The sequence below is a fragment of the Vibrio sp. 10N.222.54.A3 genome (assembly GCF_041474095.1).
GTDB classification, from domain to species: Bacteria; Pseudomonadota; Gammaproteobacteria; order Enterobacterales; family Vibrionaceae; genus Vibrio; species Vibrio crassostreae_C.
Map to the genome: position 1 here is coordinate 40,535 of NZ_JBFRTN010000013.1, position 16,436 is coordinate 56,970.

A 16,436-nucleotide genomic window follows, 5' to 3' on the forward strand; every position below is an offset into this window, starting at 1 on the left:
TGAAAATAAAATGGGTTCTTGATTAGAACGGAGTAATCCAAGTGGTTTAGTTTAAAGCTATGCAAGCGATTGCTAAAGCAACTAAATACAGCTCAACACAATAAAAAGCTAAACCACCTAATTCGATTTGGCACATATAGTCAAACTGTGAACCCACATGGAACCAGAACAATAAAGAGGCATGCAATGACGGTTATTCGTAAGCAAGATGTGATCAGCAGTGTCGCTGACGCACTTCAGTACATTTCTTATTATCACCCTTTAGACTTTGTCCAAGCCCTAGAAAAAGCGTACGAGAAAGAAGAGAGCCAAGCAGCTAAAGATGCGATCGCTCAGATTCTTATCAACTCGCGCATGTCTGCGGAAGGCCATCGTCCAATTTGTCAGGATACTGGTATTGTTACTTGTTTCGTGAACATCGGTATGGATGTTAGGTGGGAAACGGATCAAACAGTACAACAGATGGTTGATGAAGGCGTTCGTCAAGCTTACAACAACCCAGATAACCCATTGCGTGCATCTGTCCTAATGGACCCTGCAGGTAAGCGTATTAATACCAAAGACAACACACCAGCGGTTGTCCACATTAATATGATTCCAGGCAACAAAGTTGAAATTCAAATCGCGGCTAAGGGCGGCGGTTCTGAGAACAAAACCAAGATGGTTATGTTGAACCCTTCTGATGATATTGCAGAATGGGTAGAGAAGACGTTACCAACAATGGGTGCAGGCTGGTGTCCACCGGGTATGCTAGGTATAGGCATTGGCGGTACGGCTGAGAAAGCAGCGGTACTAGCGAAAGAATCTTTGATGGAACACATCGATATTCAAGAGCTTATCGAAAAAGGCCCTGAGAACGCAGAAGAAGAACTTCGCCTAGACATCTTCAACCGTGTAAACAAGCTAGGTATTGGTGCACAAGGTCTTGGCGGTCTAACGACTGTGGTTGACGTAAAAATCAAAACAGCACCAACACACGCAGCATCTAAGCCAGTTTGCTTAATCCCGAACTGTGCAGCAACGCGTCACGTTCACTTCACGCTAGATGGCAGCGGCCCAGCAGAGCTAACGCCACCTAAGTTAGAAGAGTGGCCAGACATCACTTGGGAAGCGGGCGCAAATACACGCCGTGTTAACCTTGATGAAGTGACTAAAGAAGACGTACAAGAGTGGAAGACCGGAGAAACGGTTCTTCTGTCAGGTAAGATCTTAACCGGTCGTGATGCTGCTCATAAACGTATTCAAGGCATGCTAGAAAGCGGCGAAGGCTTACCAGCTGGCGTTGATTTCAAAGGTAAGTTCATTTACTACGTGGGTCCTGTTGATGCTGTAGGTGATGAAGCGGTAGGTCCTGCAGGCCCAACAACTTCAACACGTATGGATAAGTTCACTGACATGATGCTGAACGAAACTGGCATTATGGGCATGATCGGTAAAGCGGAACGTGGCCCTGCAACGGTTGAATCAATCAAAGAGCACAAAGCGGTTTACCTAATGGCGGTTGGCGGTGCAGCTTATTTAGTCGCAAAAGCAATTAAAAAAGCACGCGTTGTTGCGTTTGAAGATCTCGGTATGGAAGCGATTTACGAGTTTGAAGTTGAAGATATGCCTGTAACGGTAGCGGTTGACTCTAACGGCGTGAACGCACACCAGATCGGCCCTGACACGTGGAAAGTGAAGATTGCTGAAGCTGAGAAAGCGTAATTAATCGACGCCAAAAAATCGTAATTGTCGCTAACTTCAGCGTTTGAATTGCAATTTTTGACAGAAAGTTAAAGACAAAAGTGCAGCATTATCTGCACTTTTGTCTTATTATCAATGATATAGTGATAAACACATAGTTTGATATAAGAACATAGGAGAGAGGAATGCCTCGTTTTATTCAGATCCTACAGATTATCTTGGCAGTGGTGATTGGTGCTTTTGTTGGCTACGACCTGATCTTGAAAGGGATCAGTATCTTTGATAATAAATACGTGACGATTACATGTGCGCTTTGGCTAATTGCAGAGATTGCACTGTTTGTTATCTACAAGTTGATTGAAGACGATTAGACGTCGGATATCGTGCAAAAATTCTAAAGCCCCTGATTATGAATGTAGTCAGGGGCTTTTATTCATCTAGCATTAAGAATGTGTATTGCATACTCATCAACATAAGCAAAAGCATACAAACTATCCCAACGGGGAAAGAACATAGGCTTGCCTTTCTATTATCATAACCAGCTAGCCTAACTATCACGGAGTCGTTCTAATGAAACACCTAACTCAAGAAATGAGTGACTTTATAAGCAGAGGAACGGATTCTCATATTCGAGTAGCGGTCACGGGGCTCTCTCGTGCGGGTAAGACAGCATTCATTACTTCGCTGGTTAATCAGCTTCTTCATACGTCTACCCACAAAAATCTACCACTGCTTGCATCGGCGAGAGATGGAAGAATTATTGGCGCAAAGCGCATCCCGCAACACAACATGATGATCCCACGCTTCTCTTATGATGAAGCGATGGAGTCGTTGAATGCACAGCCACCAGAATGGCCGGTACCAACGCGTGATGTCAGTGAGATTCGTTTAGCCATCAAATATAAGCCTGCGAAGGGCGCAAAGAAGCTACTGAGTAAAAACAGCACCCTTTATCTCGATATTGTCGATTATCCAGGTGAATGGCTGCTTGATTTGCCGTTACTGGATATGGACTTCGATACCTGGAGCCAATCTCAGTTTGCCGCATTGAAAGGCGACAGAGAAACTTACTCGCAACAGTGGAACGTAATGCGTGGTGATATCGATTTGCTAGCAGAAGCGGACGAAAAGAAACTGGTCGCGATTGCCGATAGCTACACCCAGTACCTTCATACTTGTAAAAGTAACGGACTGCATTGGGTACAACCGGGTCGATTCGTATTACCGGGTGAGCTTGAAGGCGCGCCTGTGTTGCAATTCTTCCCGTGTCTCGCACCTGAGGGTAAGTTCTCAAAAACAAGTAACTATGCGGTACTGAAAGCGCGTTATGAAGAGTATCAACAGAAGGTCGTCAAAGCGTTCTACAAGAATCACTTCGCGACGTTCGACAGACAAATCGTGCTAGTGGATTGCTTACAGCCACTTAATGCGGGCTATGACTCTTTCATGGACATGCGTGGCGCGTTAGAACAGTTACTTAAGAGCTTTAAGTACGGTCGAAGCAATATCTTAAGACGTTTATTCGCGCCGAAGATCGACAAGATCTTGTTTGCAGCCACAAAAGCTGACCACGTGACACCGGATCAACATCCGAACTTGGTGTCACTGTTACAACAGATGGTGCATCCAGCTTGGCAGCAGGCGGCGTTTGAACACATCGACATGAGTTGTATGAGTATCGCGTCTATTCAAGCGACCAGCGCGGGTTATATCTCGTCGGGTTCAGACAATGTTCCGGCGTTGCAAGGTGTGACTTTGGATAATGTCCCTCAAACCATGTATCCGGGAGAGGTGCCGCGTAAGTTGCCTAATAAACAGTATTGGGAAACCAACCAGTTTGATTTCACGAGCTTTAGACCGATGGAGCAACATTCCGATGAGCCTTGCCAACATCTAAGAGTCGACAAGGTTTTAGAGTATCTCATTGGCGACAAGTTGAAGTAATTGAGGCAATCAAAATGAGTGAATTAAAAACAAAGCAGGTCTTTAATGAACCGTTGAAGACCTCTTTTGATGAGCAAGACAAGAGTGACGTTGGCCCGGATTTAGGCGCTCAACAACTGTTCACAGAGCAAGAGAAATTTGTCCCTGTCGCACCGCAAGTGAAAGCTGATCTTGATGGTGAAGCTGAGCAGCAATTGGAACAAGTGATTCGACCGAGCAAAAAGAAGAAGTGGTTTGGAACGGGTTTATTGGTCGCTTTCTCTGGCCTAGTTGGATGGCAGGCAATTGATTCGGTCATTACCGCGATTCAATCGGCTGACTGGCTGGCGTTAGGTTGGGCAGGCTTCATTGCTGCCATTGCTTCATTGGGTTTAGGCGCAATAGGCAAAGAGCTGTGGAAACTGCGTTCACTTAAAGATCACTTTAGTGTGCAAGAGCAGAGTGAAGAGCTACTCCAAAGTCAAAGTGTCGGCAAGGGCAAAGCGTTCTGTGAAAACATCGCCAAGCAAGGCGGCATTATCGCTGAGTCTCCTTCGTACGATAAGTGGCGAAACAGCATTAACCCTGCACACAGTGATGCAGAAGTGTTGGATATGTACGATGCGTTAGTCGTGAGTCAACAAGACAAAGTAGCGACTCAAATCGTCACTAAGTTTTCGACCGAATCGGCGGCTTTGGTCGCGGTGAGTCCATTGGCGGCGGCTGATATGTTGTTGGTGGCTTGGCGAAATTTCACCATGATAGACAAGCTTGCTGATGTGTATGGCATTGAGCTTGGCTACTGGTCTCGCATTAAGCTATTTAAACTGGTGTTAATCAACATGGCCGCTGCAGGAGCAAGTGAGCTCGCGATTGATGCAAGTATGGATCTCGTCTCGATGGATCTTGCAGGCAAAGTCTCAGCTCGAGCAGGGCAGGGGCTAGGTGTCGGTATCCTTACTGCAAGACTGGGCTTAAAAGCCATGACATTGCTGCGTCCTATGCCTTGGCATAACGAACGAAAAGTAAAACTGGCAGACCTCCGCAAAGCCGTCCTATCTGAAATAAAGCGTATCACTCTTAAATAAAGCATTTGAAGCTCAATAGTTTGAGAAGAAGAGTAAACATATGTTTACTCTTCTTCTTGACTGAACTCAGAGCTTAATCCACACTACTGTCAACTTATCCTGACACCTATAATAGGACTATTTGTGCGTCTTGAAGTATTGTGTGAAGACAGACTCGGCTTAACGCGTGAGTTGCTCGATATCTTGGCCTCAAAAAGCATTGATTTAAGAGGAATCGAAATTGATGTTAAAGGTATTATTTATCTAAACTGCCCTGATATTGATTTTGATGCTTTTAGTGAACTTATGGCTGAAATTCGCCGAATTTCAGGTGTGAAGGATGTACGTAAAATCCAATTTATGCCAAGCGAAAGGCATAACACAGAGCTGATTGCTCTGCTGGCAAACCTACCTGATCCTGTGATTGCGATTGACCTTAAAGGCTCAGTCGATATGGCTAACCACGCCGCATTGAGCCTCTTCAACAAACAAGAAGATGAAGTCATCGGTGAACCGCTCGCGACGTTTGTTCCTAGTTTTAACTTTGCTCGTTGGATCGAAGGCGATGTAACGCGCCATCGTGAAGTTGTCGTGTTGGATGGCTTAGATTTCTCTATTGAGATCCTGCCGATTTACCTTGGTGGTGATGTCAACGAAGCGGTACTGGCAAGCGCAGTAATGACGATTCGTTCTTGTAATCAAGAGATGAACTCGCCAGATTCAATCCCAGAACAGAACAACCTGGGTTTTGAACACTTTGTTGGTGTCTCTAATCGCCATAAAGCCTTGATCAGCCAAGCTAAGAAATTGGCTATGCTGGATCAGCCTCTATTAATTGAAGGCGATACAGGTACGGGTAAAGAGATGCTGGCGAAAGCGTGTCATAACCGTTCAAATCGATCGTCTTTCCCATTCTTGATTCTAAGCTGTGCATCGATGCCTGATGACGTAGCGGAAACGGAATTGTTTGGTCATGCGCCGGGTTCATTCAACCATGAGCAAGGTCATAAAGGCATTTTCGAGCAAGCGAATGGCGGTACGGTATTTTTAGATGAAATTGGCGAGATGAGCCCGCATCTACAAATCAAATTGCTGCGTTTCCTACAAGATGGTTCATTCCGTCGTGTTGGTGAAGAAGAAGAGATGCACGCTGATGTTCGTATTATTGCATCAACGCGCCACCGTCTTTCTGAATTAGCCGACTCGGGTTCGTTCCGTGAAGATTTGTTTTACCGCTTGAATGTACTGACTCTGTCTATCCCTGCATTGCGTGAACGCTCAAACGACGTAGCACCGCTATTGGAACTGTTCGTTGCAAAGTACGCGCAGCAGTTAGGTATGTTAAAACCAAAATTGACTCAAGAGTTAGTCGACCAGCTTGGTAATTACCAATGGCCGGGCAACATTCGTCAGTTAGACAACATGGTTCTACGCGCACTAACAGAGTTGGATTCAGACACGCTAACGGTTGAGCAATTCCACTTGCCACAGCTTGAAACAATGACGGCAGGAATGGCGAACCTGAGCTTAGATGGTTCGCTCGATGAAATCATGAAAGACTATGAATCTCAGATTCTAGAGAAGCTTTATCAGTCTTTCCCATCAAGCCGTAAGCTAGCAAAACGTTTGAATGTATCTCATACCTCAATTGCGAATAAGCTTCGTGATTACGGTATCAGAAAGAACTGATCGAATAAGAACAAGATTATGGAAGATTTGAGTACACCAGAGCGCATTTATAAGCATGATGGTAATCTGATTCTACGCACGGCTGAAATCGATGATGCTGGCATGATCAGCGAGTACTTTCAGGTTAACAGAGAGTATCTGAAACCTTGGGAACCGATTCGCGAAGACGCGTTCTTTGATAGAGCGAGTTGGGCGCAGCGACTGATCAAGTTAAACGAGCTTCATAAAATGGGGCTAGGCTATTACTGTTTACTGATTAACGCTGACTCTAATGAAATGTTAGGCACCATATCGTTCAGTAATTTGTCTCGTTTCCCGTTCTACGCTTGTAATGTCGGTTACTCATTGGCGCAAAGTGCACAGGGCCACGGTTACATGCGCAGAGGTTTGAACATGGCCAAAGACTACATGTTTGATGTGCAGAACATGCACCGCTTAATGGCGGGCTACATGCCTCACAACGAACGCAGTGCTGGCGTATTAGAACATCTTGGTTTTGTCCGAGAAGGTTTTGCTAAAGACTACCTACAGATTAACGGTAAATGGGAAGACCATATACTGACAGCATTAGTTAACCCAAATTGGGAAGATAGACGCGTTATTTAGCGGCAATATTGCTAAGACGTAGTACTAGTTAAAGGCAAATAGCTTTTAAACGTAAACAAAATTTAGACGCAGCGTATATCAAGCTTTGCTAATCGCCGCTGCATCAAAAAGAACAGATAGGCATGGTAAATCCATCAGCCTGAGCAGATATTTGAGGAATTTTGATGTCATACACAACTTTGGACGAATACCAAAGAAAATGGATTTTCACACACCAGTCAATGCCGCTTCCGGCAGAGGACTTGGAAAAGATTAAGCCAATGACACAGGCGAGAGCATCTCAGTTCTGGAAAGAGAACGTGAGCCCTCAAAGCCCAGACGCAGAACGACTGAGCTCGCAAGACTGGCCAAGCAAAGCATCGAACTGGAATGAAGAGATCAGTTGGATGGCGCATTGGGAAGCGGATGAGCCTGAAATGCCAGAAGAGATTCTTAACTTTATTGATTGGCAAGATGACGTAACTGTTTATTTTTGTTACGAAAAGTACAATGTTCTTGAAACCAAATGGGCGATTTTCAAGAAGCATTGGAAGAACTTCTTGTTCTACGATGATGGCCCGATTCTAATCGGTCGTCGTCGTTCAGAAGCCCTTTGGTTTGCTACCAATGGCAAGGTGAAAATTGGTAACCGTGCTTAACCTCGGTGTGATTTAATCGAGCTAGTGCTGGTAATCCGAGCAACAGATAGATAAACAAAAAGCGAGCATCGAGCTCGCTTTTTTTGTGCCTAATGATCTTCGAAGATCATGGGGAAAGACCCACTATTTGAGCCCAACTAAAAGTGACCATATCCACTCATTTAAAGCGAGTGAATTACGAAATTGAGATCGCTATCTTATTGGGTTAGTTGAAGTTTCATGGGGTTGAGCTATCTTTATATTACTGCCTTAGTGGAGGTGAAGTATTATGATTTGGGATACTCTCGAACGTGTAAATAAACTTCGCAAGGAAGCAATGGAGGATCCAGAGTTTTTGGATTCAGCAAAAATGCATGAGGAATGGCTTTTAAGCGAAACTCATAATCAATCGAACAAAGGAGCAAAAGAGAATAAACCGAAAAAACTATCTGACATTTATGAAAATACGGATTTTCCTATCAACCCAACTGGAACCAAACATTAACAATGATGAACTGCAACACGGCTAAGGCTCTTAACCAAAAAGCTATAAGTCGATTACACATACCAGCCTTAAGCCACCAATAAAAAAGCCACTTTCAACGAATCGAAAGTGGCTTTTTCTTTTCTTGCTAGCTTCTTTACCATTAGCAACGAAAGCTAATCGTTTTCAAACCTAGTTATTGATTAGGCTTAATCCGCTTGGTAACGCATCACCAAACACACGCTTAGATTCACTCTCAGAAAGCTCAGTCACTTCACTCACTAGTGTTAACCATGAGTCAGGTACCTTGCTTTGCTTAAGCTTCTCAATCACTTGATTGCGATAGTCGTCAGAGATATCAAACTGACGGTCACCGGTTTTTCGACAAATCATCACCGCTGCGAAGGCGATCATCTGCTCTTTCTGCCAGTTCTGTTCAAGCAGTTTTGGTAACCACTGTTCAGCTTGCTCTCTAGGAATTACGCTGTGTTGGCTGCCATACAAAGGCGTTCTTGATGCTAATCGTCCTAGCGCCCACCAGTGAGCCTGTTCAAATTGGTTATGGTTGATCGCTTTGCTTAAGAACCAACTTGCCAGCAGCACTTTGTCTTCAACCTCAAGTTGCTCAAGTGACGCCGCTAAACGGACCATGGCTTCATAACCATTATCTTGCGCATCTTTGGCTGTCTTAGGGTTCTTCATTGCACCTGGGTGAAGGTATTTAGCGATGTCAGCCAAGATACTCTCTTGCTGCTCTTGGTTTAATCCACCGGCAACACGACGCCAGAATACCCACCAGTCCGTCCAACCTTGGTGGTTCTGGAATTGAATGTTTTGTTGGTAAAGGCCCCAAATTTGTTCGATACGCCATGAGTCAGTCGGATCGCCAAAGCCTGGACGCAGCGAGTAACCCGCCAAACGCAGCCAGTTCTTCTCGTGTGCTTCTGAACGACGGCGGCGTTTACGACCTAATGAAAAGGTATCAAACAGATGGCGAAGGGTCGTGAAATCCCATTCATCACGCTTACCGAGTCGCTTCTCAAGATCTTTCGATAGTGTTTTGATCTCTTTTGATTCAGCACTCTTCTTGTTGCCGCTGTACAGACGAGAAATCAACTCCTTACATTCATCCAGTCTTGGGTGAAGTTTAGCGGTATCAGACTCATCACCTTGCTTGTTTCTTACTTCAAACTCGAGCAACCAACGCTTAGAGTCATCTTCTATACTCACACACTCCATTTTCAATGTGCCGACTTCGGTTAACTGACAAGCGAGCAGTACTTCAACACGCTCTTTTTGGTTGGCTTGAAGTTCTGCAGTACCTGAGCCTTCCAGCGTAGAAATATACGGTGGGAGAGGGGAGAACAAGTCGGCATCCACATTGACCATCACACCGTTTTGAATGGCGGTGTCATGAGCAATTTGATCGTGTGTTGAAGTCAGAAGATTAAATCGTACTGGCTCACCTAAAGTCAGCGAGAAACGACGGCTGTTCAAGCGTATCTCTTGGCCTTCTTCGGTTCCTTTGGCAAGCAGACAAAGCGCTTTACCCATCTTGTTTTTCTCTTGCAGATGCAAGAAGTAAGAACGGGCAGCACCGCCACCGATTTTCAGCTGTGCACCGCGGCGTGCTTTACCAAAGGCAACCGCGCCAAGGGCAACAGACCAATCTGGATGAGGGTTATCAAGCACTGTGATAGGAGAACCGTTCCAGTTGCCCAGTAGCTGAGTAATTCGCTCTGTTACCAGTTCACTGTTAAACACACCACCATTGAGCAGCACGCCAACTGGAATTGCAGGTTTGGTGTCATCGAACTCAATAGAGTCTGAGTTTTCCAATGCGGCTTTAGACACTTGTTGGTGCGTTGCTAGGAATTCTGCAACGTGCTTACTCACCGCAGGGTCAGCCACGTAAGGCAGACCAAACTCAACCACAGCACTGCGGCGTTTGTCGGGTGTTTCAGCAAACTCAGAAAGCGGGAAGAAACCTTCCAGTGCAATCTGATGAACTTCTTGTTTCGTTAAACCAATACTCTTGGTACCGCCAAGTAGCTTTGAGCCGCTGCCCAGCATGGTGATCTTCACATCGTCTGGCGCGTTAGCAGAAAGTAGGCTCTCTTTTGCGGCGCGAGTTTGTTGAATAAGCTTGGTTAAGCTTGAGGCATTCAGCTTTTTGTTTTGATTGAAGCGTTGCTCTGCAAGGTGGGCAAGGGCCAAATCTAGATTATCACCACCTAGCATTAAGTGTTCGCCAACACCGATACGGTCGAGTGCTAGCTCGCTATGACCAGCATTATCTGCATCGCTATTCTCATTGAAGCTGGCTTCAATTAAGCTCAAGTCGGTAGTACCACCGCCGACATCACACACTAAGATCAATGGGATCTGTTGAAGCTCTTCGGCAGCAGTTTGTTGGTGACGAGCATACCAGTCGTAACAAACCGCTTGAGGCTCTTCGAGTAATAGAATCTTACCTAAGCCAGCAAGCTCTGCCGCTTCAAGTGTCAGCTTACGTGCTGTCTCATCGAATGATGCAGGAACCGTTACAACAACATCTTGATCTTCAAGCTTGTTGCTTGGATTGCGGTAGTTCCATGCTTGGCGAATGTGATTCAGATAGCTCGCACTCGCGACAACTGGCGATACTTTATCGACATCCGCTGCGCCAGCCCAAGGTAGAATATCTGAGCTACGATCCACCGCTTGGTGTGACAGCCAACTCTTCGCACTCGATACTTGGCGGCCTTCTACCTTCGCACCCAGTTCACGAGCCCATTCACCGACGATAACGTTTTTGATATCGCCTTTTACTGGGCTTGGTTCCCACGGCATCGTCAGGTCAGAAGGGGAGATTTGACCTTGTGCTGGGTGGTAACGAAAGGATGGGAGTAAGGGCTTGCGAACCACTTCACCGGGGCCGATGAGTTGGTCAATATCGAAAAGAGAAACGGGAGCATGTTGTAGGTCGTCGTTGATTTCACAGTAAGCGACAACCGTATTGGTTGTACCTAAGTCAATGCCGACTAAAAAACGAGGAGTTGCCATACAAAACCTTATTCTTCCAGAGTGATGACCAGTTTTTTGATAGCTTTGGTCTTATTGTTGTTATTCGTAAACGTCATTCCTGAGAAACAGGCAGGACTAGATTGAGAAATGCATTGATAAAGTAACGGCACCCGCTAAGGTGCCGTTGATTCATTATGCTTGTTCGTTTGAGTCGTTATTCGAGTCTTCACGAACATCGAACTCAACGTGCCACTTCTGACCGTTGTCAGTAGCAATCGCTTCTAGGTGTAAGGTGCCTAGCTCAGTAACGCGAGAAGCCAAAGTCACTGGAACCACTTCACCTTCGCGACGGCCTTCAGAAACCGGCAATGTCACTTGGATTTCAGGAAGCTCATCAAGCTCTTCAGGCGCCCAGTGATCAAGGTGCGTACCCGCTTCATCTTCACGACGAATGGTTGAACCGAAGAACTGGAAGTGTACTGGCTGACCAATCACTAGACCGAATTCTTGGCTAGGTACTTGTACGCTTGAACCTTCTTCCATACCAAATGGTGCAACACACAAAGCTTCCATCGGAGGAGCCATACCTGGGATAGCTGGCATCGCGCTTTCAATTCCTACGTAGTAAGAAGAAGCGATACCACCGCGGATACGAACGCCTTGGCCACGACGAACTGCGCCGTAGTATGAAGCGCCACTTGCAACCGCTAGGTCTAAATCTAAACCTGAAAGCTGTTTTGCGAACTCTTCGTCAGCATTGATCAACCATTCGTTGATCGTATCTGAAAGACGATCAGCAAGTAGGTTCGATTTTAGAACACCACCATTGAACAGGATTGCTGTTGGCTTGATGAAGTCTGCCGCTGGCGCTTCTGACCCTTGCGTACCGGGCATACCGGGCATGTTTGCAAACGGGTTGAAATCTTGCTGAGCCGTTTCGCTATTTCCAGAAAGCGCATTCGCTTGCTTAGAAAGGAATGCGGCAATGTGACGAGTAATACCTGCGTCTTGAGCGTAAGGCAGACCCATTTGAGTCAGTGCGCCACGCGTCTTTTGTACAGGGTGCTCAGTTACAGCAACTTTAGGGAAGAAGCCGTCCACTAATGTTTGTTGAACTTCTTGCTGAGTCAGTTCTGTTTTCAGTGTTGCGCCAAGCAGTTTAGAACCACGGCTTGGAACAACGATAGGAACAGATTGCAGTTCAGCATCGTTAAGCAGTGCTTCTTTCGCATCACGACATGCGTGAGTCATTGCTTGAACCTGCCAAGGAGCCAGTTCTTTGCCTTCTTGAGCCAGTTTCATCTTCAGACGATACGCTAGAGCTAAGTCCATGTTGTCGCCGCCAAGTAGGATATGTTCACCTACTGCGATACGGTTCAGGCTTAGATTGCCATCGTCTTGTGTTACTTCAACTAAAGAAAGGTCAGTTGTGCCACCACCGATATCGACAACAAGCACGATGTCACCAACGTCTACTTCATCACGCCATGTGTCGTTGCTGTTATCAATCCAACTATAAAGTGCGGCTTGTGGTTCTTCTAGAAGAGTCAGGTGAGTGAAGCCCACATTACGTGCAGCTTCTGCCGTTAGGTCACGAGCCGCAGGGTCAAACGAAGCAGGGACGGTAATCGTTACATCTTGGTCTGCCAGTTTGTGTTCTGGATTCGCGTGATTCCAAGCATCTTTAAGGTGCTCAAGGTACAGTTCAGTGGTCTTAAGTGGCGATACTTTTTCAACTTCTTCAGGGCTGCCTGCAGGAAGAAATGCGTCGCGACGGTTTACACCACTGTGGCATAACCAAGATTTCGCGCTAGCGACCAAGCGAATAGGGGTCTTCGAACCAAGGTTACGAGCAATAGCACCAACCAGTGCTTTTGGCTCAGATGACCAAGGTAGAACGCGAGAACCTGAGTTCATTTCGTGTTCGTGCGGTTGGTATAGAAACGAGCCTAGTTGGCTGCGAGTTTCTACCGTACCAGGAGCCGTAAGTTGAGGGATTTGCATCACCTCAACGCGAGCGTCTTCATTGCTTGTGTCGATGTAAGACAAAACGCAGTGTGTTGTACCTAAATCGATACCAACACTGAACTTAGGCGCCTGATGTTCTTGTGAATGCTCTTGCGATGAAGAATGGTTTTGGTGTTCCATTATAGCTCCACCTCTGCCGGTGCAATTACAGATGCATCGTAGTTTTCAGCAAGCTTAGGCAGGTTCATGTTAGTTGCTTTCCAACCTTTGTGAACCAATGTGCCGTTGAATGGTGCGTTACCCGTTACGTTGCCAGTTAGGCGAATTTCTTGAGGGTTGAAACCTTCAGCAATAGTGATACGTGTTTCTTCATCTTCAGTGCGGATGTGAGACAGCGTTACGTAATCGGCTAATACTTTTTGACCGCCAGTGTGAATAACACGAGCTGCTGCGCCAACTTCTTCATCAGAGAATGACGTTAGGTCTTCTTTTAGGAAGTCAATTAAACGAGCTTCTTGCTGCATGATAGACAGTAGTTGCATTGCAGAATCTGTTGGTGCTGTTGCCAGCTTAGATTCAACTTCTACTACTTTTTCGATCACACGTTCAACTTCAACAACTTTCTCTACTTCGACAATTTTCTCAACTGGCTTTTCAACTTCAACGATCTTTTCTACTGGTTTTTCTACGACTTTCTCAACCACTTTGGTTTTACGAGAAACGGCAATTAACAGTAGTAAAACGCTTGATGCAGTTAGGCCTGCGTGAAGCATATCAAACGTTTGTGGGATTAGGTTCAAATCAACGATCATAGTGATTTCTCTTTAAAATTGATTTAACGGTATATTCGTCGGTTCAAAGGAATATACAGGTTGGAAAGAAACTCATTGGCACTAAGCCGAAACGGTCACTTTCAAGCTATAAATATGGATGGATACTAGCATATTCAAGGCTTAAGAGTGGTATTTAATGTTTTTAATCAAGTGGGTTTTTGGTGTGTTAGCTTGAAATTTAGTCGAGATTCGGTCGAATATTGGTCGTCGATGTGAGGGCAAGGTAAACAATGCCCGTTTTATGTCAGTTTTAAGACTAAACAGAAATGGAGCATGATTCCCTTCCGTTATATACTTTTAACTCATTAGAGACTATTTGGAAGCCACATGCCGCAAACTACCGACCCACTTACAGGGTTGAAGAGACGAACTCTCCCATTGGTCGTATTTTTGGTCAGTTTTTTGATTACTGTGTTGTGTTTTATATTAGTCGCGTTAAACCAAAACCGCGCGTTAAATATGAATTTGGATAGCTTTGCTACTCACCAGACACTGAGTTTGGAAGCGTTTATCGCTAATGACGTGGCTTACATTGGTTCTGGTGCTAATTTTTTCTACGCAAATGATCCTGAAAACTGGGATAAGTTTGATCGTTTTGCACAACAAACGATTAATGTTTCAAAAAGTCTAATTGGCTTGCAGTGGATGCAAAAAGTGGCAGCAGACGAGATTGCCGAGCATACCGCTAAGATGAAAGAAAAATACCCGTCTTGCGAGCTGTTCACTATTCCAAAACACGAAGCCAAAGTCTTTGGTTACATCTTAGATGGTGAGCCGGCGTTCATTGCTAGTGACCTGTATCCCAACACACAAGCAAACGACAATGTACTTGGCTTTTATTTTTCTCGTGAGCGCTTCAAGCTGGTTTTAGATAATATTAAACAGACACGTAAAGCGAATATTTCAGACAAAGTTCGCTTGCTTCAAGACGGCTTAGATCAAAATACACCAAAGACTGGCATGTTGGTTTATCACCCTGTGTTTGAAGGCGAAAGCGATAATCTACTTGGCGTTGTGATTGGTGTGGTTCGAACGACTTACTACTTTGAAAATCTACTGGCTTCGGCAGTGGGAGACATGGATGTCTATATTCGTGTTACCGATACGGGTTTCGAAGCAGAAGACTCCCCAATATTGTTTGAAACCGAGGGTTATGAAGCGGTATCTGGGCACCACATTACCAAAACAATCTCACTGACCAATCGAGATTGGAAGGTCGATTACAAAATAGATTCATGCATCTCTTTCTATGGTTATCTGGTATTAACCGGAATCGCGTTAGTCGGAACAACTATCTCATTGCTGTTGGCGTATATCGTTAATATGCAAATCCGAGAGAAAGAGCGCTTGTATCAAATGCTTGATAAAAGAACAGAAGAGCTTCGTTTTCTAGCCAACCACGACAGCCTGACCGAGGTTTATAACCGACGTGCTTTCAATAAGATGTTAGATAAAGCGATACAGCGAAATGAACCCTTTAGTCTCATCGGATTTGATGTCGACAAGTTCAAAGGCATTAACGACCAATTCGGTCACCCTGCAGGGGATGCTTTACTCATTCATGTAATTAAATTGATTTCAGTGAGCTTGAAAGAGGGGGATAACCTGTTTCGTATAGGTGGAGATGAGTTCTGTATCATTTCTAGTATTACAAACCATGAAGCCCTAGAACGATACTTACAATGTATTCTAAGAACAGTGAGCCAGTCTCATTGTGAGCACAAAGGTCGACAGCTCAGTTGTACTTTGAGTATTGGTGCTGCTATTTACGCTAATGAAAACACGGAAGAGATTCTGCAAAAAACAGACAGTATGCTCTATCAAAGTAAGTCGAATGGCCGAAATCGAGTGACAATTGCAGGCTAAATGAGCACTTGATACAACTAGGGTCGAGTTCTGTATTGGGCTCATGTACAATTTCACAAAATTTTTGACGAGAGAATTAGGCGACGTATGAATCACAATCGAGTTGTGTGTTTCGATTTGGAAATGTGCTGTTGGAGCGAAGACGGTGTGGGAACAACAGGAGAGATCATTGAAGTTGGTCTTGCTGAGATTGATCTAGCATCCGGTACTATCGTGAAGCGAGCACAATACTACGTTAAGCCAGAGAAAGACGAAGTCTCTCTATTCTGTGCCGAGTTAACGGGCATTACACCTCGTAAAATCGAAAAGCAGGGTCGCCCATTAGAGTCTGTCATCAAGTCGATGATTAAGAACTTTGGTGGTCCCAAAAAAATCTACGCAGCGTGGGGACGTGACGACCTTATCTTACACAAAGAGTGTATTGAAAAAGGCATCGAGCCTCCGTTTAGCGAGTTCTTAAACATCGCAACGCTTTACCGTGTTCAGAATCGCTTGAAAGACAAACGCATTGGTCACCGCGCTGCTCAAGAAGCCAAAAATATTGAGTGGGAAGGTCGTCAGCACTCGGGTTATGTCGATGCTTATAACCTCGCGAAGTTGGCGTTAACGATGCTCTAGATAGCAGCAGTGAACACCCGAACATAGAAAAGCCATCTACTTGTAGATGGCTTTTTGGTTGTGCGCCGAGCATGGC

General features: G+C 45.2%; 13 protein-coding genes. 10 read left to right on the forward strand and 3 right to left on the reverse strand.

Annotated elements, in window-relative coordinates:
* Nucleotides 1–186 precede the first annotated feature (186 nt).
* The 8 genes from AB4507_RS03445 (at nucleotide 187) to AB4507_RS03480 (ending at nucleotide 8,090) form a co-directional block, all read left to right on the forward strand.
* Nucleotides 187–1,704: a fumarate hydratase gene (locus AB4507_RS03445; RefSeq protein ID WP_102320448.1), complete on the forward strand. Its 1,518-nt coding sequence runs from the start codon at nucleotides 187–189 to the stop codon at nucleotides 1,702–1,704.
* Between the two features lie 164 nt (nucleotides 1,705–1,868).
* Nucleotides 1,869–2,054 carry a hypothetical protein gene (locus AB4507_RS03450; RefSeq protein WP_004734731.1) on the forward strand — a complete coding sequence of 62 codons (186 nt, stop codon included), beginning with the start codon at nucleotides 1,869–1,871 and terminating at the stop codon, nucleotides 2,052–2,054.
* Nucleotides 2,055–2,253: 199 nt separating this feature from the next.
* Nucleotides 2,254–3,627, forward strand: a complete 1,374-nt coding sequence (locus tag AB4507_RS03455) for a YcjX family protein (protein WP_372051713.1) — start codon at nucleotides 2,254–2,256, stop codon at nucleotides 3,625–3,627.
* 14 nt (nucleotides 3,628–3,641) lie between these two features.
* A complete protein-coding gene (locus AB4507_RS03460; protein ID WP_102333205.1) occupies nucleotides 3,642–4,694 on the forward strand; it encodes a YcjF family protein in 1,053 nt (350 codons plus the stop codon).
* A 123-nt stretch (nucleotides 4,695–4,817) separates the two neighbouring features.
* A complete protein-coding gene (gene tyrR / locus AB4507_RS03465) occupies nucleotides 4,818–6,362 on the forward strand; it encodes a transcriptional regulator TyrR (RefSeq protein ID WP_136974821.1) in 1,545 nt (514 codons plus the stop codon).
* Nucleotides 6,363–6,380: 18 nt separating this feature from the next.
* A complete protein-coding gene (gene rimJ / locus AB4507_RS03470; protein ID WP_017065430.1) occupies nucleotides 6,381–6,968 on the forward strand; it encodes a ribosomal protein S5-alanine N-acetyltransferase in 588 nt (195 codons plus the stop codon).
* A gap of 164 nt (nucleotides 6,969–7,132) precedes the next feature.
* A complete protein-coding gene (locus tag AB4507_RS03475; RefSeq protein ID WP_017060433.1) occupies nucleotides 7,133–7,606 on the forward strand; it encodes a DUF2947 domain-containing protein in 474 nt (157 codons plus the stop codon).
* Between the two features lie 268 nt (nucleotides 7,607–7,874).
* Nucleotides 7,875–8,090, forward strand: coding sequence for a hypothetical protein (locus AB4507_RS03480; protein ID WP_017065431.1), 216 nt, complete (start codon nucleotides 7,875–7,877; stop codon nucleotides 8,088–8,090).
* 171 nt (nucleotides 8,091–8,261) lie between these two features.
* Here AB4507_RS03480 and AB4507_RS03485 read toward each other — a convergent pair whose 3' ends face one another.
* The 3 genes from AB4507_RS03485 to AB4507_RS03495 all read right to left on the reverse strand — a co-directional run bounded on the left by AB4507_RS03485 (nucleotide 8,262) and on the right by AB4507_RS03495 (nucleotide 13,855).
* Nucleotides 8,262–11,114: an Hsp70 family protein gene (locus tag AB4507_RS03485; protein WP_372074222.1), complete on the reverse strand. Its 2,853-nt coding sequence runs from the start codon at nucleotides 11,112–11,114 to the stop codon at nucleotides 8,262–8,264.
* A 153-nt stretch (nucleotides 11,115–11,267) separates the two neighbouring features.
* Entirely contained in the window at nucleotides 11,268–13,223 is a 1,956-nt protein-coding gene (locus tag AB4507_RS03490; protein ID WP_372074224.1) for an Hsp70 family protein, read from the reverse strand.
* Complete coding sequence (locus AB4507_RS03495) at nucleotides 13,223–13,855, reverse strand: DUF2760 domain-containing protein (protein ID WP_102258585.1); 633 nt, start codon at nucleotides 13,853–13,855, stop codon at nucleotides 13,223–13,225. Before AB4507_RS03495 ends, AB4507_RS03490 begins: the two co-directional genes overlap by 1 nt.
* Nucleotides 13,856–14,203: 348 nt before the next feature.
* Between AB4507_RS03495 and AB4507_RS03500 the strand changes: the two genes are divergently transcribed.
* Complete coding sequence (locus AB4507_RS03500; RefSeq protein WP_372132196.1) at nucleotides 14,204–15,742, forward strand: diguanylate cyclase domain-containing protein; 1,539 nt, start codon at nucleotides 14,204–14,206, stop codon at nucleotides 15,740–15,742.
* An 87-nt stretch (nucleotides 15,743–15,829) separates the two neighbouring features.
* Nucleotides 15,830–16,360, forward strand: coding sequence for a 3'-5' exonuclease (locus AB4507_RS03505; protein WP_102321043.1), 531 nt, complete (start codon nucleotides 15,830–15,832; stop codon nucleotides 16,358–16,360).
* Nucleotides 16,361–16,436: the final 76 nt, after the last annotated feature.